The 15,255-nt window shown below is 69.4% G+C and carries 12 protein-coding genes and 1 tRNA gene; 8 read left to right on the top strand and 5 right to left on the bottom strand.

Annotated elements, in window-relative coordinates; translation table 11 throughout:
* Positions 1 to 74: 74 nt before the first annotated feature.
* The 6 genes from ACJ7IV_RS12325 to ACJ7IV_RS12300 all read left to right on the top strand — a co-directional run bounded on the left by ACJ7IV_RS12325 (position 75) and on the right by ACJ7IV_RS12300 (position 6,830).
* Positions 75 to 1,004 (top strand): ABC transporter substrate-binding protein, encoded by a 930-nt coding sequence (locus ACJ7IV_RS12325; RefSeq protein ID WP_483864643.1) that lies wholly within the window; start codon positions 75 to 77, stop codon positions 1,002 to 1,004.
* 56 nt (positions 1,005 to 1,060) lie between these two features.
* On the top strand, positions 1,061 to 2,029 hold the full coding sequence (locus ACJ7IV_RS12320; RefSeq protein ID WP_483864642.1) for a FecCD family ABC transporter permease: 969 nt from the start codon (positions 1,061 to 1,063) through the stop codon (positions 2,027 to 2,029).
* 88 nt (positions 2,030 to 2,117) lie between these two features.
* Entirely contained in the window at positions 2,118 to 3,185 is a 1,068-nt protein-coding gene (locus tag ACJ7IV_RS12315; RefSeq protein WP_483864641.1) for a FecCD family ABC transporter permease, read from the top strand.
* The gene (locus ACJ7IV_RS12310) at positions 3,182 to 3,985 is read left to right on the top strand and encodes an ABC transporter ATP-binding protein (protein WP_483864640.1); all 804 of its coding nucleotides are present in this window, start codon (positions 3,182 to 3,184) and stop codon (positions 3,983 to 3,985) included. Before ACJ7IV_RS12315 ends, ACJ7IV_RS12310 begins: the two co-directional genes overlap by 4 nt.
* A gap of 72 nt (positions 3,986 to 4,057) precedes the next feature.
* Entirely contained in the window at positions 4,058 to 5,881 is a 1,824-nt protein-coding gene (locus tag ACJ7IV_RS12305) for an ABC transporter ATP-binding protein (protein WP_483864639.1), read from the top strand.
* Entirely contained in the window at positions 5,874 to 6,830 is a 957-nt protein-coding gene (locus tag ACJ7IV_RS12300; protein WP_483864638.1) for an arsenic resistance protein, read from the top strand. The genes ACJ7IV_RS12305 and ACJ7IV_RS12300 overlap by 8 nt, the downstream gene beginning before the upstream one ends.
* A 66-nt stretch (positions 6,831 to 6,896) precedes the next feature.
* Here ACJ7IV_RS12300 and fhuB read toward each other — a convergent pair whose 3' ends face one another.
* From fhuB to ACJ7IV_RS12285, 3 genes are all read right to left on the bottom strand, one after another.
* Entirely contained in the window at positions 6,897 to 8,873 is a 1,977-nt protein-coding gene (gene fhuB, locus ACJ7IV_RS12295; protein WP_483864637.1) for a Fe(3+)-hydroxamate ABC transporter permease FhuB, read from the bottom strand.
* A complete protein-coding gene (locus ACJ7IV_RS12290) occupies positions 8,863 to 9,714 on the bottom strand; it encodes an ABC transporter substrate-binding protein (RefSeq protein WP_483864636.1) in 852 nt (283 codons plus the stop codon). The genes fhuB and ACJ7IV_RS12290 overlap by 11 nt, the downstream gene beginning before the upstream one ends.
* Positions 9,715 to 9,793: 79 nt before the next feature.
* Complete coding sequence (locus ACJ7IV_RS12285) at positions 9,794 to 10,564, bottom strand: ATP-binding cassette domain-containing protein (protein WP_483864635.1); 771 nt, start codon at positions 10,562 to 10,564, stop codon at positions 9,794 to 9,796.
* 195 nt (positions 10,565 to 10,759) lie between these two features.
* Here ACJ7IV_RS12285 and ACJ7IV_RS12280 point away from each other — a divergent pair, with 195 nt between their 5' ends.
* Entirely contained in the window at positions 10,760 to 12,955 is a 2,196-nt protein-coding gene (locus ACJ7IV_RS12280) for a TonB-dependent siderophore receptor (RefSeq protein WP_483864634.1), read from the top strand.
* A gap of 68 nt (positions 12,956 to 13,023) precedes the next feature.
* Here the strand turns inward: ACJ7IV_RS12280 and fhuF are convergent, their stop codons facing one another.
* Both fhuF and ACJ7IV_RS12270 read right to left on the bottom strand, forming a co-directional pair.
* Entirely contained in the window at positions 13,024 to 13,767 is a 744-nt protein-coding gene (fhuF, locus tag ACJ7IV_RS12275; protein WP_483864633.1) for a siderophore-iron reductase FhuF, read from the bottom strand.
* A 78-nt stretch (positions 13,768 to 13,845) separates the two neighbouring features.
* Positions 13,846 to 14,865: a CNNM domain-containing protein gene (locus ACJ7IV_RS12270; RefSeq protein WP_483864632.1), complete on the bottom strand. Its 1,020-nt coding sequence runs from the start codon at positions 14,863 to 14,865 to the stop codon at positions 13,846 to 13,848.
* 150 nt (positions 14,866 to 15,015) lie between these two features.
* On the opposite strand from ACJ7IV_RS12270, the gene ACJ7IV_RS12265 reads away from it, so the two are divergent.
* Positions 15,016 to 15,092 (top strand) — tRNA-Ile (locus ACJ7IV_RS12265).
* The last annotated feature ends 163 nt before the right edge of the window (positions 15,093 to 15,255 follow it).

The raw sequence follows: 15,255 nt of genomic DNA, 5'->3' as shown, positions 1-15,255 counted from the left end.
TCGTCGGCTGCTGCCCCTATCAAGAGTCACCCCTTTGCCGTGCCCGGGCGCGGTCAACCAAGGAGTACCCGTCAATGCAGTATGTGACACGTCTCGCCGCCGGAATCGCCGGCCTGGCTACCCTGTTGACCTTCTCCGTGGCCCAGGCGGCCAGCGTGGATACCGCTCACGGTGAGGTCGAGGTTCCCGATGCTCCCGAGCGGGTGGTGACCCTCTACGAGGGCGCCCTGGACGCCGCTCTGGCGGTAGAGGTGACGCCGGTGGGGGCGGTCACCACCCGCGGCGGCGATGGCGTGGCGCGCTACATCGAGGCCCATCTCGAGGGGGAGAACCGCCCGGCCATCGTCGGGGTGGTGCGCGAGATCAACCTGGAGGCGGTACTGGCCGAGCGGCCGGACCTGATCCTGGCTGCCCCGCAGCTCTCTGATGAGCAGTACTCGCTGCTGTCGCGGATTGCCCCCACCGTGGTGCCCGAGGCCCGTGAGCTGGCCGCCGACAACTGGAAGCATGAGGCGCGCCTGTTCGGCGCGGCCCTGGGCCGCGAGGCGGCACTGGAAAGCGCCATCGACGAGGTGGAGGCGCGGGCCGCCGGCTTGGCCGAGGCTCTCGCCGAGACAGGCATCGACGGCAGCGCCAACCTGGTGCGCTGGATGCCCCAGGGACCGCTGGTGATGTCCGAGGCGCTGTTCACTAGCGGCGTGCTGGCGGCCGCCGGCCTGCCGGTCGGCGACGCCGACCTGGTCAATCAGCGCGGGGTGCACAGCGACCCGCTGAGCCTCGAGAACCTCTCACGGCTGGAGGGCGACTGGATGTTCCTAGCCACGCTGAACGAGGAGGGCGACCAGGCCCTGGAGGCCGCCAAGCAGTCCGCCGCCTTCGCCCGCTTGCCGGTGGTAGACAAGGGCCAGGTGATTCCGGTGGATGGCCAGCTATGGACCAGCGCCAATGGCCCGCTGGCCGCCCAGGCGATCCTCGATGACATCGAATCCGCGCTGCTGCCCTGATGCCGGCCGCTACTCTTCGTCTCCAGCCCCGCCTTCCGGCGGGGCCCTGGCGTGTGATGGCCCTGCTGCTGACACTTTTGGTGCCGGTGGTCGTTGCCAGCCTGCTGCTGGGCGCCGGTGACGTCACGCCGGCACGTGCCCTGGCCGTGCTGCTGGGGCGGGGCGATGACGAGGCCGCCTTCGTGGTGGGGTCGCTGCGCGCGCCGCGCACCCTGATCGGCATCGTCGTCGGCGTCTCGCTGGGCCTGGCCGGGGCGCTGCTGCAGGCTGTCTCGCGCAACCCGCTGGCCGAGCCCGGGTTGCTCGGGGTCAGCGCCGGCGCCGCCTTCGCGGTGGGCGTGGCGCTGTGGCTGGGGGCCAGCGCCGCCACCCTGCGCATCGCGGTGGGGCAGCTGGGGGCGCTGCTGGGGTGTGTGGCCGTGCTCGGCGTGGTGCGCCTGCGCGGCATGGGCGACGACCCGGTGCGCCTGGTGCTGGCCGGCGCCGCCTTCTCGGCGCTGCTCGCCTCGCTCACCTCGCTGCTGCTGCTGTTCGATCAGCGCACCGCCGACGAGATCCGCTTCTGGGTGGTGGGCAGCCTGGCGGGGCGCCATCTCGAGGATCTGGTCGCGGTGCTGTCTAGCCTCGCCGTGGCGCTGGGGATCATCGCCGTCATCGCCCGGCCGCTGGCCGCCCTGGCGCTGGGCGAACGGGTGGCCTCGGGCCTGGGGCACCACCCGGGCCGCGTGCGCCTGCTGGTGATCCTGGCGGTGGCGCTGCTGGTGGGGGCGGCCACCGCGCTGGTCGGCCCCATCGCCTTCGTCGGCCTGGTGGTGCCCTTCGCCGCCCGTGCCCTGGCTGGCCCCGACATCCGCCGCACCCTGTGGCTCTGCCTGCCGCTGGGGCCGCTGATGGTGCTGGTCGCCGATATCGTCTCGCGCCTGGTGGTGGCCCCCTCGGAGCTGCCCATCGGGGTGCTCACCGCGTTGCTCGGCGCCCCGGTGCTGGTGGCCGTGGTGCGGGCCCGCCGTCTGCCGACCCTGTGAGGAAGCGAGTATGAACACGCAGCAGGACCTTCGGGGTCAGACCCCGGCCGAGTGTCCATGCCTGTCTAGACGCTCATGGCGAGGGGACTTGGCGCCGCCGGGGGCTGACCCCGGCAGCGGCGGGGCCCCGTCCGGCTACTGGCACCTCACCCTCGGTCGCGCCAGCCTGCTGCTCGAGCGCCGCGCCCTGTGGGTCGGTGCGCTGCTGCTGTCGGCCCTGCTGCCGGCGTCGCTGGCCTATCTCGTCCTGGGCTCCGAGCGGTTGCCGCTGGCGGGGCTGTGGCCCGCCCTGCAGGGCAGCGGCGACCCCTTCGCCACCTTCATGGTCCAGGAGCTGCGCCTGCCGCGGCTGGTCGCCGCCTGGCTCAGCGGTGCCGCCTTCGCCCTGGCCGGCTGCCTGATGCAGACCCTGGCTCGCAACCGCCTGGCCACGCCGGGTATCATCGGCATCGATAACGGCGCCACCGCCTTCGCGGTGGCCTCCATCGTGGGGCTTGGCGTCTCCCTGGCGCCGCCCGCCATGGCCCTGGCCGGCGGCGCCACCGCGGCCGCCATCACCTTCGGCCTGGCCAGCGGCGGCGACACCCGCGGCTACCGCTTCATCGTCGCCGGCATCGGCATCGGCGCGGTCTTCGGCGCCGTGACCCAGCTGCTGCTGGCCCAGGTGGATATCGACAGCGCTAACGCCGCCTATCCCTGGACGGTGGGCACCCTCAACGCCCGCTCGCCGGGGGCGGTGACGGTGCTGGCCGCGGGGCTGGCGCTGGGACTGCCGCTGGCCCTCGCCCTGGGCCGCTCGCTGGCCGGCCTGCGCTTCTCCGATGCCGTGGCCAGCGGCCTGGGTCTCCCCCTCAAGCGCCGGCGACTCCAGGTGCTGACCCTCGCGGTGCTGCTCACCGCCCTGGCGGTGGCGGTCGCCGGCCCGGTGGGCATGGTGGGGCTGATCGGCCCGGAGATCGCCCGCTCGCTCTCCTCGCCGCGCGGCGTACCGCTGGTCGCCTCGGCGCTGGCCGGCGCCCTGGTGATGGTGCTGGCCGACCTGGTAGGGCGCCTGCTGCTGGCGCCCATCGAGCTGCCGGTGGGCATCGTCACCGCCATCGTCGGCGGCCCCTGGCTGCTGTGGATCCTGCTGCGACCCTCGAGGAGCCCCGCATGAACGCCTCCGCCCACCCCGCGAACCTGCTGCAGGCCAGCGCGCTCTCCCTGGCCCACGGCCGGACGACCATCATCGACGACCTGGCCCTGACCCTGCCGCCGGGTCGGGTCACCGCCATCGTCGGCCCCAACGGTTGCGGCAAGTCGACCCTGCTGGCCGGCCTGGCGCGCCTGCACGCCCCCGCCGGCGGAGCGGTGCTGCTCGACGGCGAGGATATCCGGCGCCTGCCGGCCCGTGAGCTGGCGCGACGCCTGGCGCTGCTGCCCCAGGAGGCCAGTGCCCCCGAGGGGCTGACGGTGGCCGACCTGGTACGCTTCGGCCGCCAGCCCCACCAGGGCTGGCTGCGCCAGTGGTCGGCGGACGACCGCCGGGCGGTGGCCGAAGCGCTGGCCGCGGCGGGCCTCGAGGCCCTGGCCGAACGTCCCCTAGAGGCGCTCTCCGGCGGCCAACGCCAGCGCGCCTGGATCGCCATGACCATCGCCCAGCAGACGCCGCTGCTGCTGCTCGATGAGCCCACCTCGGCGCTGGACCTGGGCCACCAGCTGGAGGTGTTCGAGCTGGTGCGTTCGCTGGCCAGCCGTGGGCGCACCATCGCCCTGGTGCTCCACGACCTGGCCAGCGCCTGCCGCTACGCCGACCACCTGGTGGCCATGCGTGATGGACGCATCGTCGCCCAGGGGGCGCCGGCCGAGGTGGTCACCGAATCCCTGGTGCGCGGGCTCTACGACGTCGCCTGCACCCTGCTTCACGACCCGGCGACGGGCACCCCCATCCTTACCGACCTGCGTCGACTCCCCTAGCCCACCCGGTGCCCATGTTGGAGGGACGAGGGGGAGTCGCTATCCTGCCTGAGTCAACCACAAGGACTCCCCATGACCTCCACCCCGGCGACTCCCAACAGCTTCCAGGCGCTGGTGCGCCTGCTGCGCTACGCCCGCGGCTACCGTCGGCGCATCATCGCCGCCAGTGCCTGCTCGATCATCAACAAGCTCTTCGATATCGCGCCGGAGATTCTGATCGGTGTGGCCATCGATGTGGTGGTCAATCAGGAGGAGAGCTTCGTGGCTAGGGCGGGCTTCACCTCGGCTCAGGAGCAGATATTCGTTCTGGCGATCCTGACCTTCTTTATCTGGGCCGGCGAGTCGCTGTTCGAGTACCTCTACAAGATCCTGTGGCGCAACCTCGCCCAGCGCCTCCAGGCCGACATGCGTCTGGACACCTACGAGCACGCCCAGCGCCTGGACATGGCGTTCTTCGAGTCGAAGAGCTCTGGCCAGCTGGTCGCCACCATGAACGACGACGTCAACCAGCTGGAGCGCTTCCTCGACGGTGGTGCCAACTCGCTGATCCAGGTGGGGGTCACCGTGGTGGCGGTGGGGGCGGTGTTCTTCGTGATCTCGCCGCTGATTGCGCTGCTCGCCTTCACGCCGATTCCGCTGATCATCTGGGGCGCCTTCTACTTCCAGCGCAAGGCGGGGCCGCTCTACGCCGACGTGCGCGAGAAGGTGGGTGACCTGGCCAGTCGGCTGGCCAACAACCTGGCCGGTATCGCCACCATCAAGAGCTTCACCAGCGAGGCCCGCGAGGCCGAACGCCTGCACCGGGTCAGCGAGGCCTATGTGGAGGCCAACCGCCGGGCGATTCGGGTGAGCTCGGCCTTCATCCCGGTGATTCGAATGGCGATCCTGGCCGGTTTCTTGGCCACCTTCACCGTGGGTGGGATGCTGGCGCTGAAGGGCGAACTCAACGTGGGTGCCTACGGCGTGCTGGTATTTCTCACCCAGCGCCTGCTCTGGCCACTCACCGGCCTGGCCGAGGTGATTGACCTCTTCGAGCGCGCCATGGCCAGCACCCGGCGCATCCTCGATCTGCTGGCGGAGCCGATCCAGGTGCGCGATAACGCCGGCGTGCCGCTGGCCGAGCCGCTGCGTGGTGAGGTCAGCTTCGAGAGCGTGAGCTTTCGCTATGCGGCGAGCGAAGTGGGTGTGGAGAACGTCAGCCTGGAAGTGCCGGCCGGCCACACCCTGGCCCTGGTGGGCGCCACCGGCTCCGGAAAGTCCACCCTGATCAAGCTGCTGCTGCGCTTCTACGACCCCGACGCCGGGCGGGTACTGATCGACGGACAGCCCATCGAGGCGGTGAGCCTCGCCTCGCTGCGCGGCGCCATCGGCCTGGTCAGCCAGGACGTCTACCTGTTCGAGGGCACGGTGCGCGACAACATCGCCTACGGGAAACCGGAGGCCGACGAGGCAGAAGTGATCGAGGCGGCCAGGACCGCCGAGGCGTGGGAGTTCATCCAGGCGCTGCCCCAGGGACTCGACACCCCGGTGGGCGAGCGCGGCGTGCGCCTCTCCGGCGGCCAGCGCCAGCGTCTCTCGCTGGCCCGGGCGCTGCTCAAGGACCCGCCCATCCTGGTGCTGGATGAGGCCACCAGCGCCGTGGACAACGAGACCGAGGCCGCCATCCAGCGCTCGCTGCGCCGCATCGGTCACGGTCGCACCGTGATCATGATCGCCCACCGTCTCTCGACCATCGTGCATGCCGACGAGATCGTGGTGATCGAGGGCGGCCGGGTCACCGAACGCGGCACCCATGACGAGCTGCTCGAGGCCAATGGCCGCTACGCCGCCCAGTGGCGGGTGCAGACCGGAGCGCTGATGGCGGACGGCGTCGAGGGCCAGGCTACGAATGCGTGAGGCGCTGGAACGCCACCAGGTCTGGTGCTATCTGGCGGCGATCCTGGTCGGGCTGGGCCTGGGGCTCTTGCGTCCCACTACCGCCGCCGGCCTGGAGGGCGGCCTCTGGCCGTTGCTCGGCCTGCTGCTCTACGCCACCTTCACTCAGGTGCCGCTGAGTCGGCTGGGCCTGGCCTTGAAGGACTGGCGCTTCGGCACGGCCCTGCTGCTGGGCAACTTCGTGCTGCTGCCGCTGATCGTCGGCAGCCTGGTGGTAGTGCTGCCGCTGGCGCCGGCGGTGAAGCTCGGCGTGCTGATGGTGCTGTTGGTGCCCTGCACCGACTGGTTCATCAGCTTCACCCACCTCGGGTGCGGCGACGCCGGGCGTGCCATCGCCGCCACCCCCCTGCTGCTGCTGGTGCAGCTGATGGCGCTGCCGGCTTACCTCTGGCTCTTCCTGGGAACGCAGGGGATGAGGGATGCCATTGGCGGGCCGCTGCTTGCTGCCTTCACCGGCCTGGTCCTGGCGCCGCTGGTGGCGGCCTGGCTAACCCAGCGGTTGGCCCGACGCGACCCGAAGGGGCGCCACCTGGTGCAGGGGTTGGGCTGGTTGCCCGTGCCGCTGCTCGCCACAGTGCTGCTGGTGGTGGCGGCGACCCAGGTCGCCGGCTTGGAGGGACTGGGCGGGGTGCTGCTGCAGGTGTTACCGCTCTTCGTCGGCTACCTGGTGCTGGCCGCGCTGCTGGGGCGAACGCTGGGACGGCTGTTCGGGTTAACGCCCCCGGCGGCGCGGACGCTGACCTTCAGCCTCGGCACCCGCAACTCCTTCGTGATGCTGCCCATCGCCCTGGCGTTGCCTCAGGGCTGGCAGGCCGCGGTTGTGGTCATCGTTGTCCAGTCGCTGGTGGAGCTGTTCGGCATGCTCGCCTTCCTGCGCTGGGTACCCGGCCGATTGATTCCTGACCGCTAGGTCGGCGATGGCGGCGAGGGAGAACGCCTTGCAGTCATGCCCGGCGGCGAGTGGCGTGCGCCAATGTTATCGGCGCCCGAGGCCCCACATGAAGTAGGCGCCGCCCAGTAGCGAGGCCACCAGGCCGGCGGGGATCTCGGCGGGGAACAGCAGTTGGCGGCCCAGCCAGTCGGCCAGCACCATCAGTAGGGCGCCGATCAGCGCTGCCCCTAGCAGGTGCGCACGGGCCCGAGAGAAGCCCGCCAGCCGCGCCATATGGGGCGCCAGCAGGCCGACGAAGGAGAGCGGACCCACCACCAGGGTGGCACAGGCGGTCAGCAGGGCGACCAGCAACAGCAGCGCCAGGCGCGCGCGCGCCACCCGCACCCCCAGTGCCGCGGCCGTGGCGGCCCCCAGCGGCAGGATATCCAGCCAGCGGGCGAAGGGGCGTGCCGCCAGGGCCAGCGCCACGGCGAACCCGGCGACGACCGTCGCGCTGATGGGGTCGACGTAGTAGGTAGAGCCCGACAGCCAGGCGATGACCTTCTGACCACGGGGATCGCCGCCGGCCAGCACGATGGCGCGTACTGCATCGAACAGCGCGGTGATCGCTACGCCGCTGAGCAGCAGGCGCTCGGGCACGAAGCCGCTGCGGTGGTTGAGCAGTACCAGCACCGTCAGGCTGCCCAGCGCCCCCAGGGTTCCAGCGACGACCAGGGTCAAGTTCCCCGGGGCGGGCAGCAGGAAGATGGCGGCCATCAAGGCGATGGCGCTGCCGCCGCTGATCCCCAGCACCTCGGGGCTGGCCATGGGGTTGGCAGTGACGCGCTGGATCAGGGTGCCGGCGATCGCCAGCATCACCCCGCTGCCTGCAGCGGCCAACAGCCGTGGCCAGCGCCACGCCAGCACCGCCTCATCGAGGGTCGTGAACCAGCCGCCGGCCGCTTGGCCTAGCAGCAGGGCGATGAGAATGGCGGCCATGAGGCCCAGACCCAGCCCCGCGGCCAGGCGACCGGGCGCCGGGTGACGCGGCGCCAGGGCCGCGGCGTTGGCAGGCGGGCGACCGCTCTCCAGGCGCAGTCGGGGGATCAGCCACAGCAGCAGCGGTGCTCCCAGAGCCGCGGTGGCGGCCCCGGTGGGGATCAGGGTGGGCAGGCTGCCGGCGAGGCGCTGCAGCAGCAGGTCGGTGGTGGCCAGCAGCAGGGCGCCGAGCAGCGTCGACCAGATGAGCCGCGATCCCAGCCGGCGTGCCCCGGCCAGGCGCACGATATTGGGCGCCGCCAGGCCGATGAAGCCGATCACCCCCACCACGCTGACCACGCAGCCGGTGAGAAAGACCGCCAGGCCCAGCCCCGCCAGGCGCAGGTGCTTAAGCGACACGCCCAGGCTCCTGGCGCTGGCATCGTCGAGCTCTAGCACTGCCAGCGGCCGCAGCAGCAGCCAGGCCACCAGGCCGCCCAGCAGTAGTCGCGGGGCCAGGTAGATGGTGTCATGCCAGCCGTTCTGGGAAAGCGCCCCCGCGCCCCAGATCAACAGCCCCTTGAGGGTCTCCTGGTGGAAGAGCAGCAGCACCATGCCCAGCGCCCCGGCGTAGAGGTTCACCACCAGGCCGGCGAGGACCACCACCGCGGGGGAGAGGCCGCGACGCCAGGTCAAGGCGAAGACCAGCGCTATGGCGCCGGCGCCGCCGGCCAGGGCCACCCATTCGCGTCCGGCCAGCAGCAGGCCTGGCGCGAACAGGGTGACAGCCATCAGCGCCAGGTTGGCGCCGCTGGCCACCCCCAGAGTGGTGGGCGCGGCCAGGGGATTGCGCAGCACCTGCTGCATCAGCACTCCGGCGAGGGCCAGGCCACCGCCGGCCAGTAGTGCCATGGCCAGGCGTGGCCACCAGCTGTAGTGGCGCACCAGCGCCTCGGCATTCGCCGGCGTCACGGTCATCAGTGCGTGCAGGCCATCGAACAGCCCCTCCTCGGCGAGTGAACCCAGCGCCAGGGCCAGCAGCGCCAGGCCCGGCAACAGGCAGACCAGGGCAGGGGCATGGCGGCGGGCGGTCTCAGTCGTCATGGGGCGCCACCTCCAGGGCGGCCACCAGATGATCGGCGAAGCGCTGTGCCGAGGGCAGGGCGCCGAAGCTCCATACCGGGGGGAGAGTGATCAGGCTGTCAGCGAGCACACTCGGTTGCTGCTGCCAGAGACCGCTGTCCGCCAGCGCCGCCTCGACGCCGACCGGGTAGGGTTCGACTACCACCAGTTGGGCCTCCAGGCCGGCCAGCTGTTCGAGGCCCACCAGCGAAAAGCCCCAGGCGTTTGTCTCGCCGGACCAGGCATTCTCCAGCCCCAGGCGGACCATCACGGCCTGGTAGAGTCCGCCCTCGCCGAACACCCGGACATGGCGCTCGTCCATGAACTGCACCACCAGCAGCGGCGGCACCCGCGCGGGCAGCCGCTGTCGCAGGGCCTCCAGTCGCGTTTCCGTCTCGTCGATCAGCCGTTCGGCGGCCGCCTCCCGCTCGGCCAGGCGACCCACCTCGCGGGTCAGTTCGCGCAGCTGGGGCCAGGGTTCGCGGCCCGGGGAGTAGAGGGGCAGGGTGGTGACCGGGGCGATGCGCGACAGCCGCGGCGCCAGGTTGGCGAACATCGGCGAGATCAGGATGCGGTCCGGCGCCAGGCTCGCCAGCAGCTCCAGGTTGGGCTGGCTGCGCAGGCCGAGATCGACGCTGGCCTCGGGCAGGCGCGGCGCGCCGACCCAGGCATGGTAGGCATCGACCTGAGCGACGCCGGCCGGCGTGACGCCCAGCGCCACCAGGGTCTCGGCCAGGGTCCAGTCGAGGGTGGCGATGGCTGGCCTGGCCAGGGCGCGAGGTGGCGCTGCCAATGCCAGGACCATTAGCAGGACGGCCAGCATGACTCCCCGATGCCAGGCACTATCGGGCCTGGTGGAGGAGGCTGCGGGGTGGAGAAGGGGCGAGGGAACCATCGGAGCGTCAGGCATGGACCAGGGCGACGGAGTGGTGGCTAGAAGGATGCGCCATCACCCGCATGGGGATGCCGTAGATGGCCTCCAGCGTGGCCTCGTTCATCAGTTCTGGCGGGGCGCCCCGGGTCAGCACGCGCCCACCGTGCAGGGCCACCAGGTGGTCGCAGTAGCGCGCTGCCATGTTGATGTCATGCAGCACGATCACCACGCCGAGCCCCAGGGTCTGGCTGAGCTGGCGGATCAGTGCCAGCACCTCCACCTGGTGGGCGATGTCCAGCGCGGCGAGAGGCTCATCCAGCAGCAGGAAGTCGCTGCCCTGGGCCAACAGCATGGCAAGCCAGACTCGCTGGCGTTCGCCGCCGGAGAGGGTGTCGACCAGGCGGTCGGAGAAGGCTTCGGTGTGGGTGGCGGCGATGGCTCGCTCGATGGCTGCCTCGTCTTCGCGGGTGTGCCGCCCCAACAGGCCGCGCCAGGGGTAGCGGCCCATGCCCACCAGTTCTCGGCCGAGCAGGTTCTCGGTGGCGGGCAGCTGCTGGGGCAGGTAGGCCACACGTCGGGCGAACTCTCGATGGCCCCAGCGGGAGAGGGCGCGGCCGGCGAAGTGCAGTTCGCCCTGGCTCGCCGGTTGCTGACGAGCCAGCAGCTTGAGCAGGGTCGACTTGCCCGAGCCATTGTGGCCGATCAGGCCATGGACCCGGCCGCCCTCAAGGGTGAGGTTGGTGGCGGCGAGCAGTGACCGGTCGGCGATGGCGAAACCGGCTCCGCACAATTCGAACATGCAGGAGACTCCCTCGACGGGCCCCGGGCGGGGCGGACGATGGACGCTACCTTACCCGTGTTGAAAATGCGTATCAATAAGGTTGTGGCCAGATAGTGGCGCTACAGATGCGAACAATTCCTACTTGTTTGCATAAATGATAGTGATTACCATGCGCGTTGAATCCGCACACAAGAACCCAAGGCTTGCTCACCCATGTTCCAGACTGCCGTCTACCCGCTCGGGATCGATCCCCTGGCCCAGGCCGTGCGCCGGGCCCTTGGCCTGGCCACTGCCGGTGCCTTCCTGTTCTGTTCGCCTGCCCTGCTGGCCCAGGAAACCGAACCCACCGAGGCACTCGAGACCCTGACCGTCGAGGCCGAGGCTCTGTCGGTCATCACCGAGGGCACGGAGCGTTACCGGGTGCCACTCACCAGCACCGCGACCCGACTCGACCTGACGCCCCGCGAGACGCCCCAGTCCGTATCGACCGTGACCCGGGCGCAGATCGAAGACTTCAGTCTGGACACCACCAATGATGTCCTGGAGAGCACTCCCGGGGTCACGGTGGAGCGACTGGAGACGGACCGCACCTACTACTCGGCCCGCGGCTTCGAGATCTCGAACTTCCAGGTCGACGGGGTGCGCGTGCCGATGCCCTACAACAACGTGCACGGTGATGTGGATACTGCGATCTATGACCGGGTGGAGGTGGTGCGAGGCGCCACCGGGTTGATGTCCGGATCAGGCAATCCCGCGGCGACGGTCAACTTCGTGCGCAAGCGGCCCACCTATGTGCCCCGGGCCTCGGTGGCGGCGAGCGTCGGCTCCTGGGATCAGCGGCGCCTGGAGGCCGATGTGGCCGGGCCGCTGGACGATGCAGGACGCATTCGCGGACGCCTGGTGGCGGCTGGGATGCGGGGCGACTCCTACCTCGATCGGCTGAGCCGCGAGCGGGGGCTGCTCTACGGCGTGCTGGAGGCCGATGTCACCGACAGCACCCTGGTGACCCTCGGGCACATCTGGCAGCAGAACGACACTGACAGCAACATGTGGGGCTCGCTGCCGCTCTATGACTCCGCCGGCAACCCCACCGACTACGATGTCGAGACCTCCTCGGCACCCGACTGGTCCTACTGGGACGTGGAGACCCACCGCAGCTTCCTCGAGGTGCAGCAGGCCCTCGGCGATCGCTGGTCACTGAAGGGCACGCTCACCCATCTGGACATGCTCTCCGACACCCAGCTGCTCTATATCTACGGCGCGCCCGATGCCGCCACTGGGCGCATCGCCGACAACCAGCTGACCCTCAGCCGCTACGACCGCCACCTGGAGCAGTGGGTGGCCGACCTGCATGCCAAGGGCGATGTCGATGCTTTCGGCCGTACCCATCAGCTGGTGGTGGGCACGGACTGGAGCCAGAGCCGCAATCAACAGGAATCCCGCTATCCCACGGCGGACTTCGATGCGGGCGGCCAGGGGCTGCCGCCGCTGGACGACTGGAATGGCCGCTACCCCGAACCCGATGCCTGGGTGGCCTTCCCAGGCACCGACGGCGATGCCACGGTCAAGGAGCGTAGCGTCTATGGGGCGGCCAAGCTCGACCTCGCCGAGCGCTGGACCGCGGTGGCCGGCGCCCGATTGAGCTGGGCCGACACCACCGGCGAGCAGTACGGGGTGTCCCAGGCGAGCGACCACGATCGGGTGCTGACGCCCTACGCCGGCCTGATCTATGACGTCAGCGACCGGACATCCCTCTATGCCAGTGTCACCGAGATCTTCCAGCCCCAGACCGCCATCGACCGCAACGGCGATTACCTCGATCCCGTGGACGGGGTGAGCCAGGAGGTGGGCCTCAAGGGCGAGCTCTTCGACGGCGGCGCCGATGCCTCGCTGGCGCTGTTCCGCACCGAACAGGACAACGTGGCTCAGCAGTCTGGCACTCGGCCGGATGGCACCACCTTCTATACGGGCGGAGACGGCATCACCAGCGAGGGGGTGGAGGCCACGCTCGCCGGCGAGCTGGCACCGGGCTGGCAGGCCAGCGTCGGCTATACCTACCTGGAGGTCGAGGACGCCGAGGGTGACGCCACCAATACCTATATTCCGCGCCATCTGGTGCGCGCCACCACCAGCTACCGGCCGGCCGCCCTGGATGCGCTCAAGGTGGGGGCGAGGCTTCGTTGGCAGGATGAGATCGAACGCGACCGTGACCTCGCCGACGGCAAGACCCGTCAGGGTGCCTATGCCCTGGTCGACCTGATGGCCAGCTACGACTTCAGCGACAACCTGACCGGCTCGCTGAACGTCAACAATGTTACCGATGAGGAGTACCTGGCCAGCCTCAAGTGGGACCAGGCCTTCCATGGTGCACCGCGTCACGTCATGGCCAACCTGACTTGGCGCTTCTGAGACCGGCGCACCAAAACACGTCACCAAGGCCCACCCTGGTAACGGGGTGGGCCTTCGTCTTGTTAGGTTCAGGAGGTTTCGGCGGCGCGGACTCGGCCTCGGCAGGTCAGTGGGCAGTTGCCACAGACGTCCAGCTCATCGAGTAGGTAGCGGATGCAGCACAGGCGACGGACCCGCCGAGGGGGCTCGTCCTCCACCTCGACATAGCGCACTGGGCGATAGAGGGGGTTACGACGCCCGTCGGGCAGCGTGCGGCTCGCCATCAGCGCCCGGGCGGGCTCACCCACGTCCGCTGAGGCCATCGGGTGGTCGGCCAGGGCGCCGGCGAAGTGCTCGAAGTAGTTGCCAGCGTTGCTCCAGAACACTTTGGCTGAGGCGCCACTGGCCGCGGCAAGGGCCTCGATCAGCGGTCGCAGGTGGGCGTCGAGAAGGGTCGCGAAGCGCGAAGGGGAGTCGAGCTCGGCCAGGGGGCGATCGGCATGGCGCAGCACCAGGCCGGTGGTCTTTCCTTCGGGCGATTGCGCGAGACTAAGCGCATCCAGGCCTAGCGGCAGATCGCGCTCAAGCAGCAGGTTGGCCGCCAGGCCATGGGCGATCACGGCGCTGAAATGCCATTTAGACCACAGTGAGGCCACCGCACGGCGATCCCCCTGGCCGTACTGGACGCCAAAACGCGTCAGCAGTGCGTCCAGCCGGACCGGATCGAGCAGGTCACGGGCCGGCATGCCGAGAGTCGTCTCTACGGGCTCGATCGACGGTGGGGTGAGGTGCTGCAGGGGCCCGATGTAGAGCCGGGCCAGGGGGGAGGGCATGGCGTGACCAATCGAGTCGCGGAAAACGCCATTATACAAACAGTAATCATTATCAAAAATAGGTGCCGTGTTGGTGAGTTACTCCTCCAGCTTCTTGAGACTCTTGGTCCAGCGCTGGCGGGCGTACTTGCGCAGGTTGGCGACGTTGTCGGTCTCGTCGACGATCTCCTGGCCGAGGATGGTCTCGATGACGTCCTCCAGGGTGATCAGGCCCATCCAGGTGCCGTGGTCGTCGTAGACCACGCACAGGTGCTGGCGATCCTGCACCATCGCCATGAACACCTGTTCGACGCTTTCCTCATCCTGCACCGTCTTGACCGGATGCATCAGAGACTTGAGATCGACATCGTCCTCGGCGTTGTAAGTGTCGGCCCGGTGGATATAGCCCAGTGCCTGCTCGCCGCCGTCCATCACCGGGAAGCGGGTGAAGGGAGAGGTGCCGCATGTCTCGTCGAACTCCTTCAGAGTCATGCCAGCCTTGGCCGTCACCGAAACGGTGCGCGGGGTCATCACGCTCCTCACGGTGATGTCGTGCAGGTTGAGGATGTTGACGATGACTCGGGTCTCTTCAGGGTCCAGCGCCTTCTCCTCCTGGCCGATCTGCGCCAGCGCCTTGATCTCGCCGCGCATATCGGTGTCCATGGCGTCCTTGCCGATGCGCCGAGTGATCTGCTCCGACAACCAGATGAACGGCTTCAGGCTCCACACCATGACATTCAGCGTGGAGGCCAGCATGGGGGAGAGCTGGCGCCAGTAGGTGGCGCCGATGGTCTTGGGGATGATCTCGGATACGAACAGGATCAGCAGCGTCATCAGCGCCGAGGCGACGCCCAGCCAGGCCTCGCCGAACACCACCGTAACCTGGGCCCCAACGCCGGTGGCGCCCACCGTATGGGCGATGGTGTTGAGCGTGAGGATCGCCGCCAGGGGCTGGTCGATGTTGCGCTTCAGATCGTTGAGCTTGGCGTGCAGCCTGGGGTTGGTCTCACGCACCTGGGCTACGTAGCTGGGTGTCATCGAGAGCAGCGCCGCCTCGAGCAGCGAACAGAGGAAGGAGACGCCGATGGAGAGGACGGCAAAGGCAATCAGCAGGAACATGAGGTCTCGTTTGGTGGCTCAGGGAGTGCCGCCTCTGGCGGCCCCGGCATCATCGCCGAAGCGCCGTCCACCCCGCAAGGCGTGCAGCTATGGCCTCGGCCATCGGTATTCGCTATCATACGCCGGCGCCGCCAGGCGCTCCCGCCTAAAGGGCCTATAGCTCAGTTGGTTAGAGCAGGGGACTCATAATCCCTTGGTCGCTGGTTCGAGTCCAGCTGGGCCCACCAGTCTTCAATCTCTCACGCTTCTCTCGTCTCTTCGCCCGGTTTCTCCGGCGGGCGGACTGCCGCCTATCGACCGCTGTTCCTAGGGGAGCCAAACCTGCTCGGGACAGAGGCCTGGCGTGCGCGGTATCCTCCTATTCGTTAACCAGCTCAACGAGTTGGCAGT

It is taken from the genome of Halomonas sp. C10-5 (genome assembly GCF_057169305.1).
Note: the sequence above shows the minus strand (reverse complement) of the source record. Positions and strands in the feature narration are given on the sequence as shown.

Excerpts from the sequence above, each read along its gene's own strand:
- ACJ7IV_RS12325 (WP_483864643.1), top strand. The coding sequence starts at position 75 with ATGCAGTATGTGACACGTCTCGCCGCCGGAATCGCCGGCCTGGCTACC.
- ACJ7IV_RS12320 (WP_483864642.1), top strand. The coding sequence starts at position 1,061 with ATGGCCCTGCTGCTGACACTTTTGGTGCCGGTGGTCGTTGCCAGCCTG.
- ACJ7IV_RS12310 (WP_483864640.1), top strand. The coding sequence starts at position 3,182 with ATGAACGCCTCCGCCCACCCCGCGAACCTGCTGCAGGCCAGCGCGCTC.
- ACJ7IV_RS12305 (WP_483864639.1), top strand. The coding sequence starts at position 4,058 with ATGACCTCCACCCCGGCGACTCCCAACAGCTTCCAGGCGCTGGTGCGC.
- ACJ7IV_RS12300 (WP_483864638.1), top strand. The coding sequence starts at position 5,874 with ATGCGTGAGGCGCTGGAACGCCACCAGGTCTGGTGCTATCTGGCGGCG.
- fhuB (WP_483864637.1), bottom strand. The coding sequence starts at position 8,873 with ATGACGACTGAGACCGCCCGCCGCCATGCCCCTGCCCTGGTCTGCCTG.
- ACJ7IV_RS12290 (WP_483864636.1), bottom strand. The coding sequence starts at position 9,714 with ATGCTGGCCGTCCTGCTAATGGTCCTGGCATTGGCAGCGCCACCTCGC.
- ACJ7IV_RS12285 (WP_483864635.1), bottom strand. The coding sequence starts at position 10,564 with ATGTTCGAATTGTGCGGAGCCGGTTTCGCCATCGCCGACCGGTCACTG.
- ACJ7IV_RS12280 (WP_483864634.1), top strand. The coding sequence starts at position 10,760 with ATGTTCCAGACTGCCGTCTACCCGCTCGGGATCGATCCCCTGGCCCAG.
- fhuF (WP_483864633.1), bottom strand. The coding sequence starts at position 13,767 with ATGCCCTCCCCCCTGGCCCGGCTCTACATCGGGCCCCTGCAGCACCTC.
- ACJ7IV_RS12270 (WP_483864632.1), bottom strand. The coding sequence starts at position 14,865 with ATGTTCCTGCTGATTGCCTTTGCCGTCCTCTCCATCGGCGTCTCCTTC.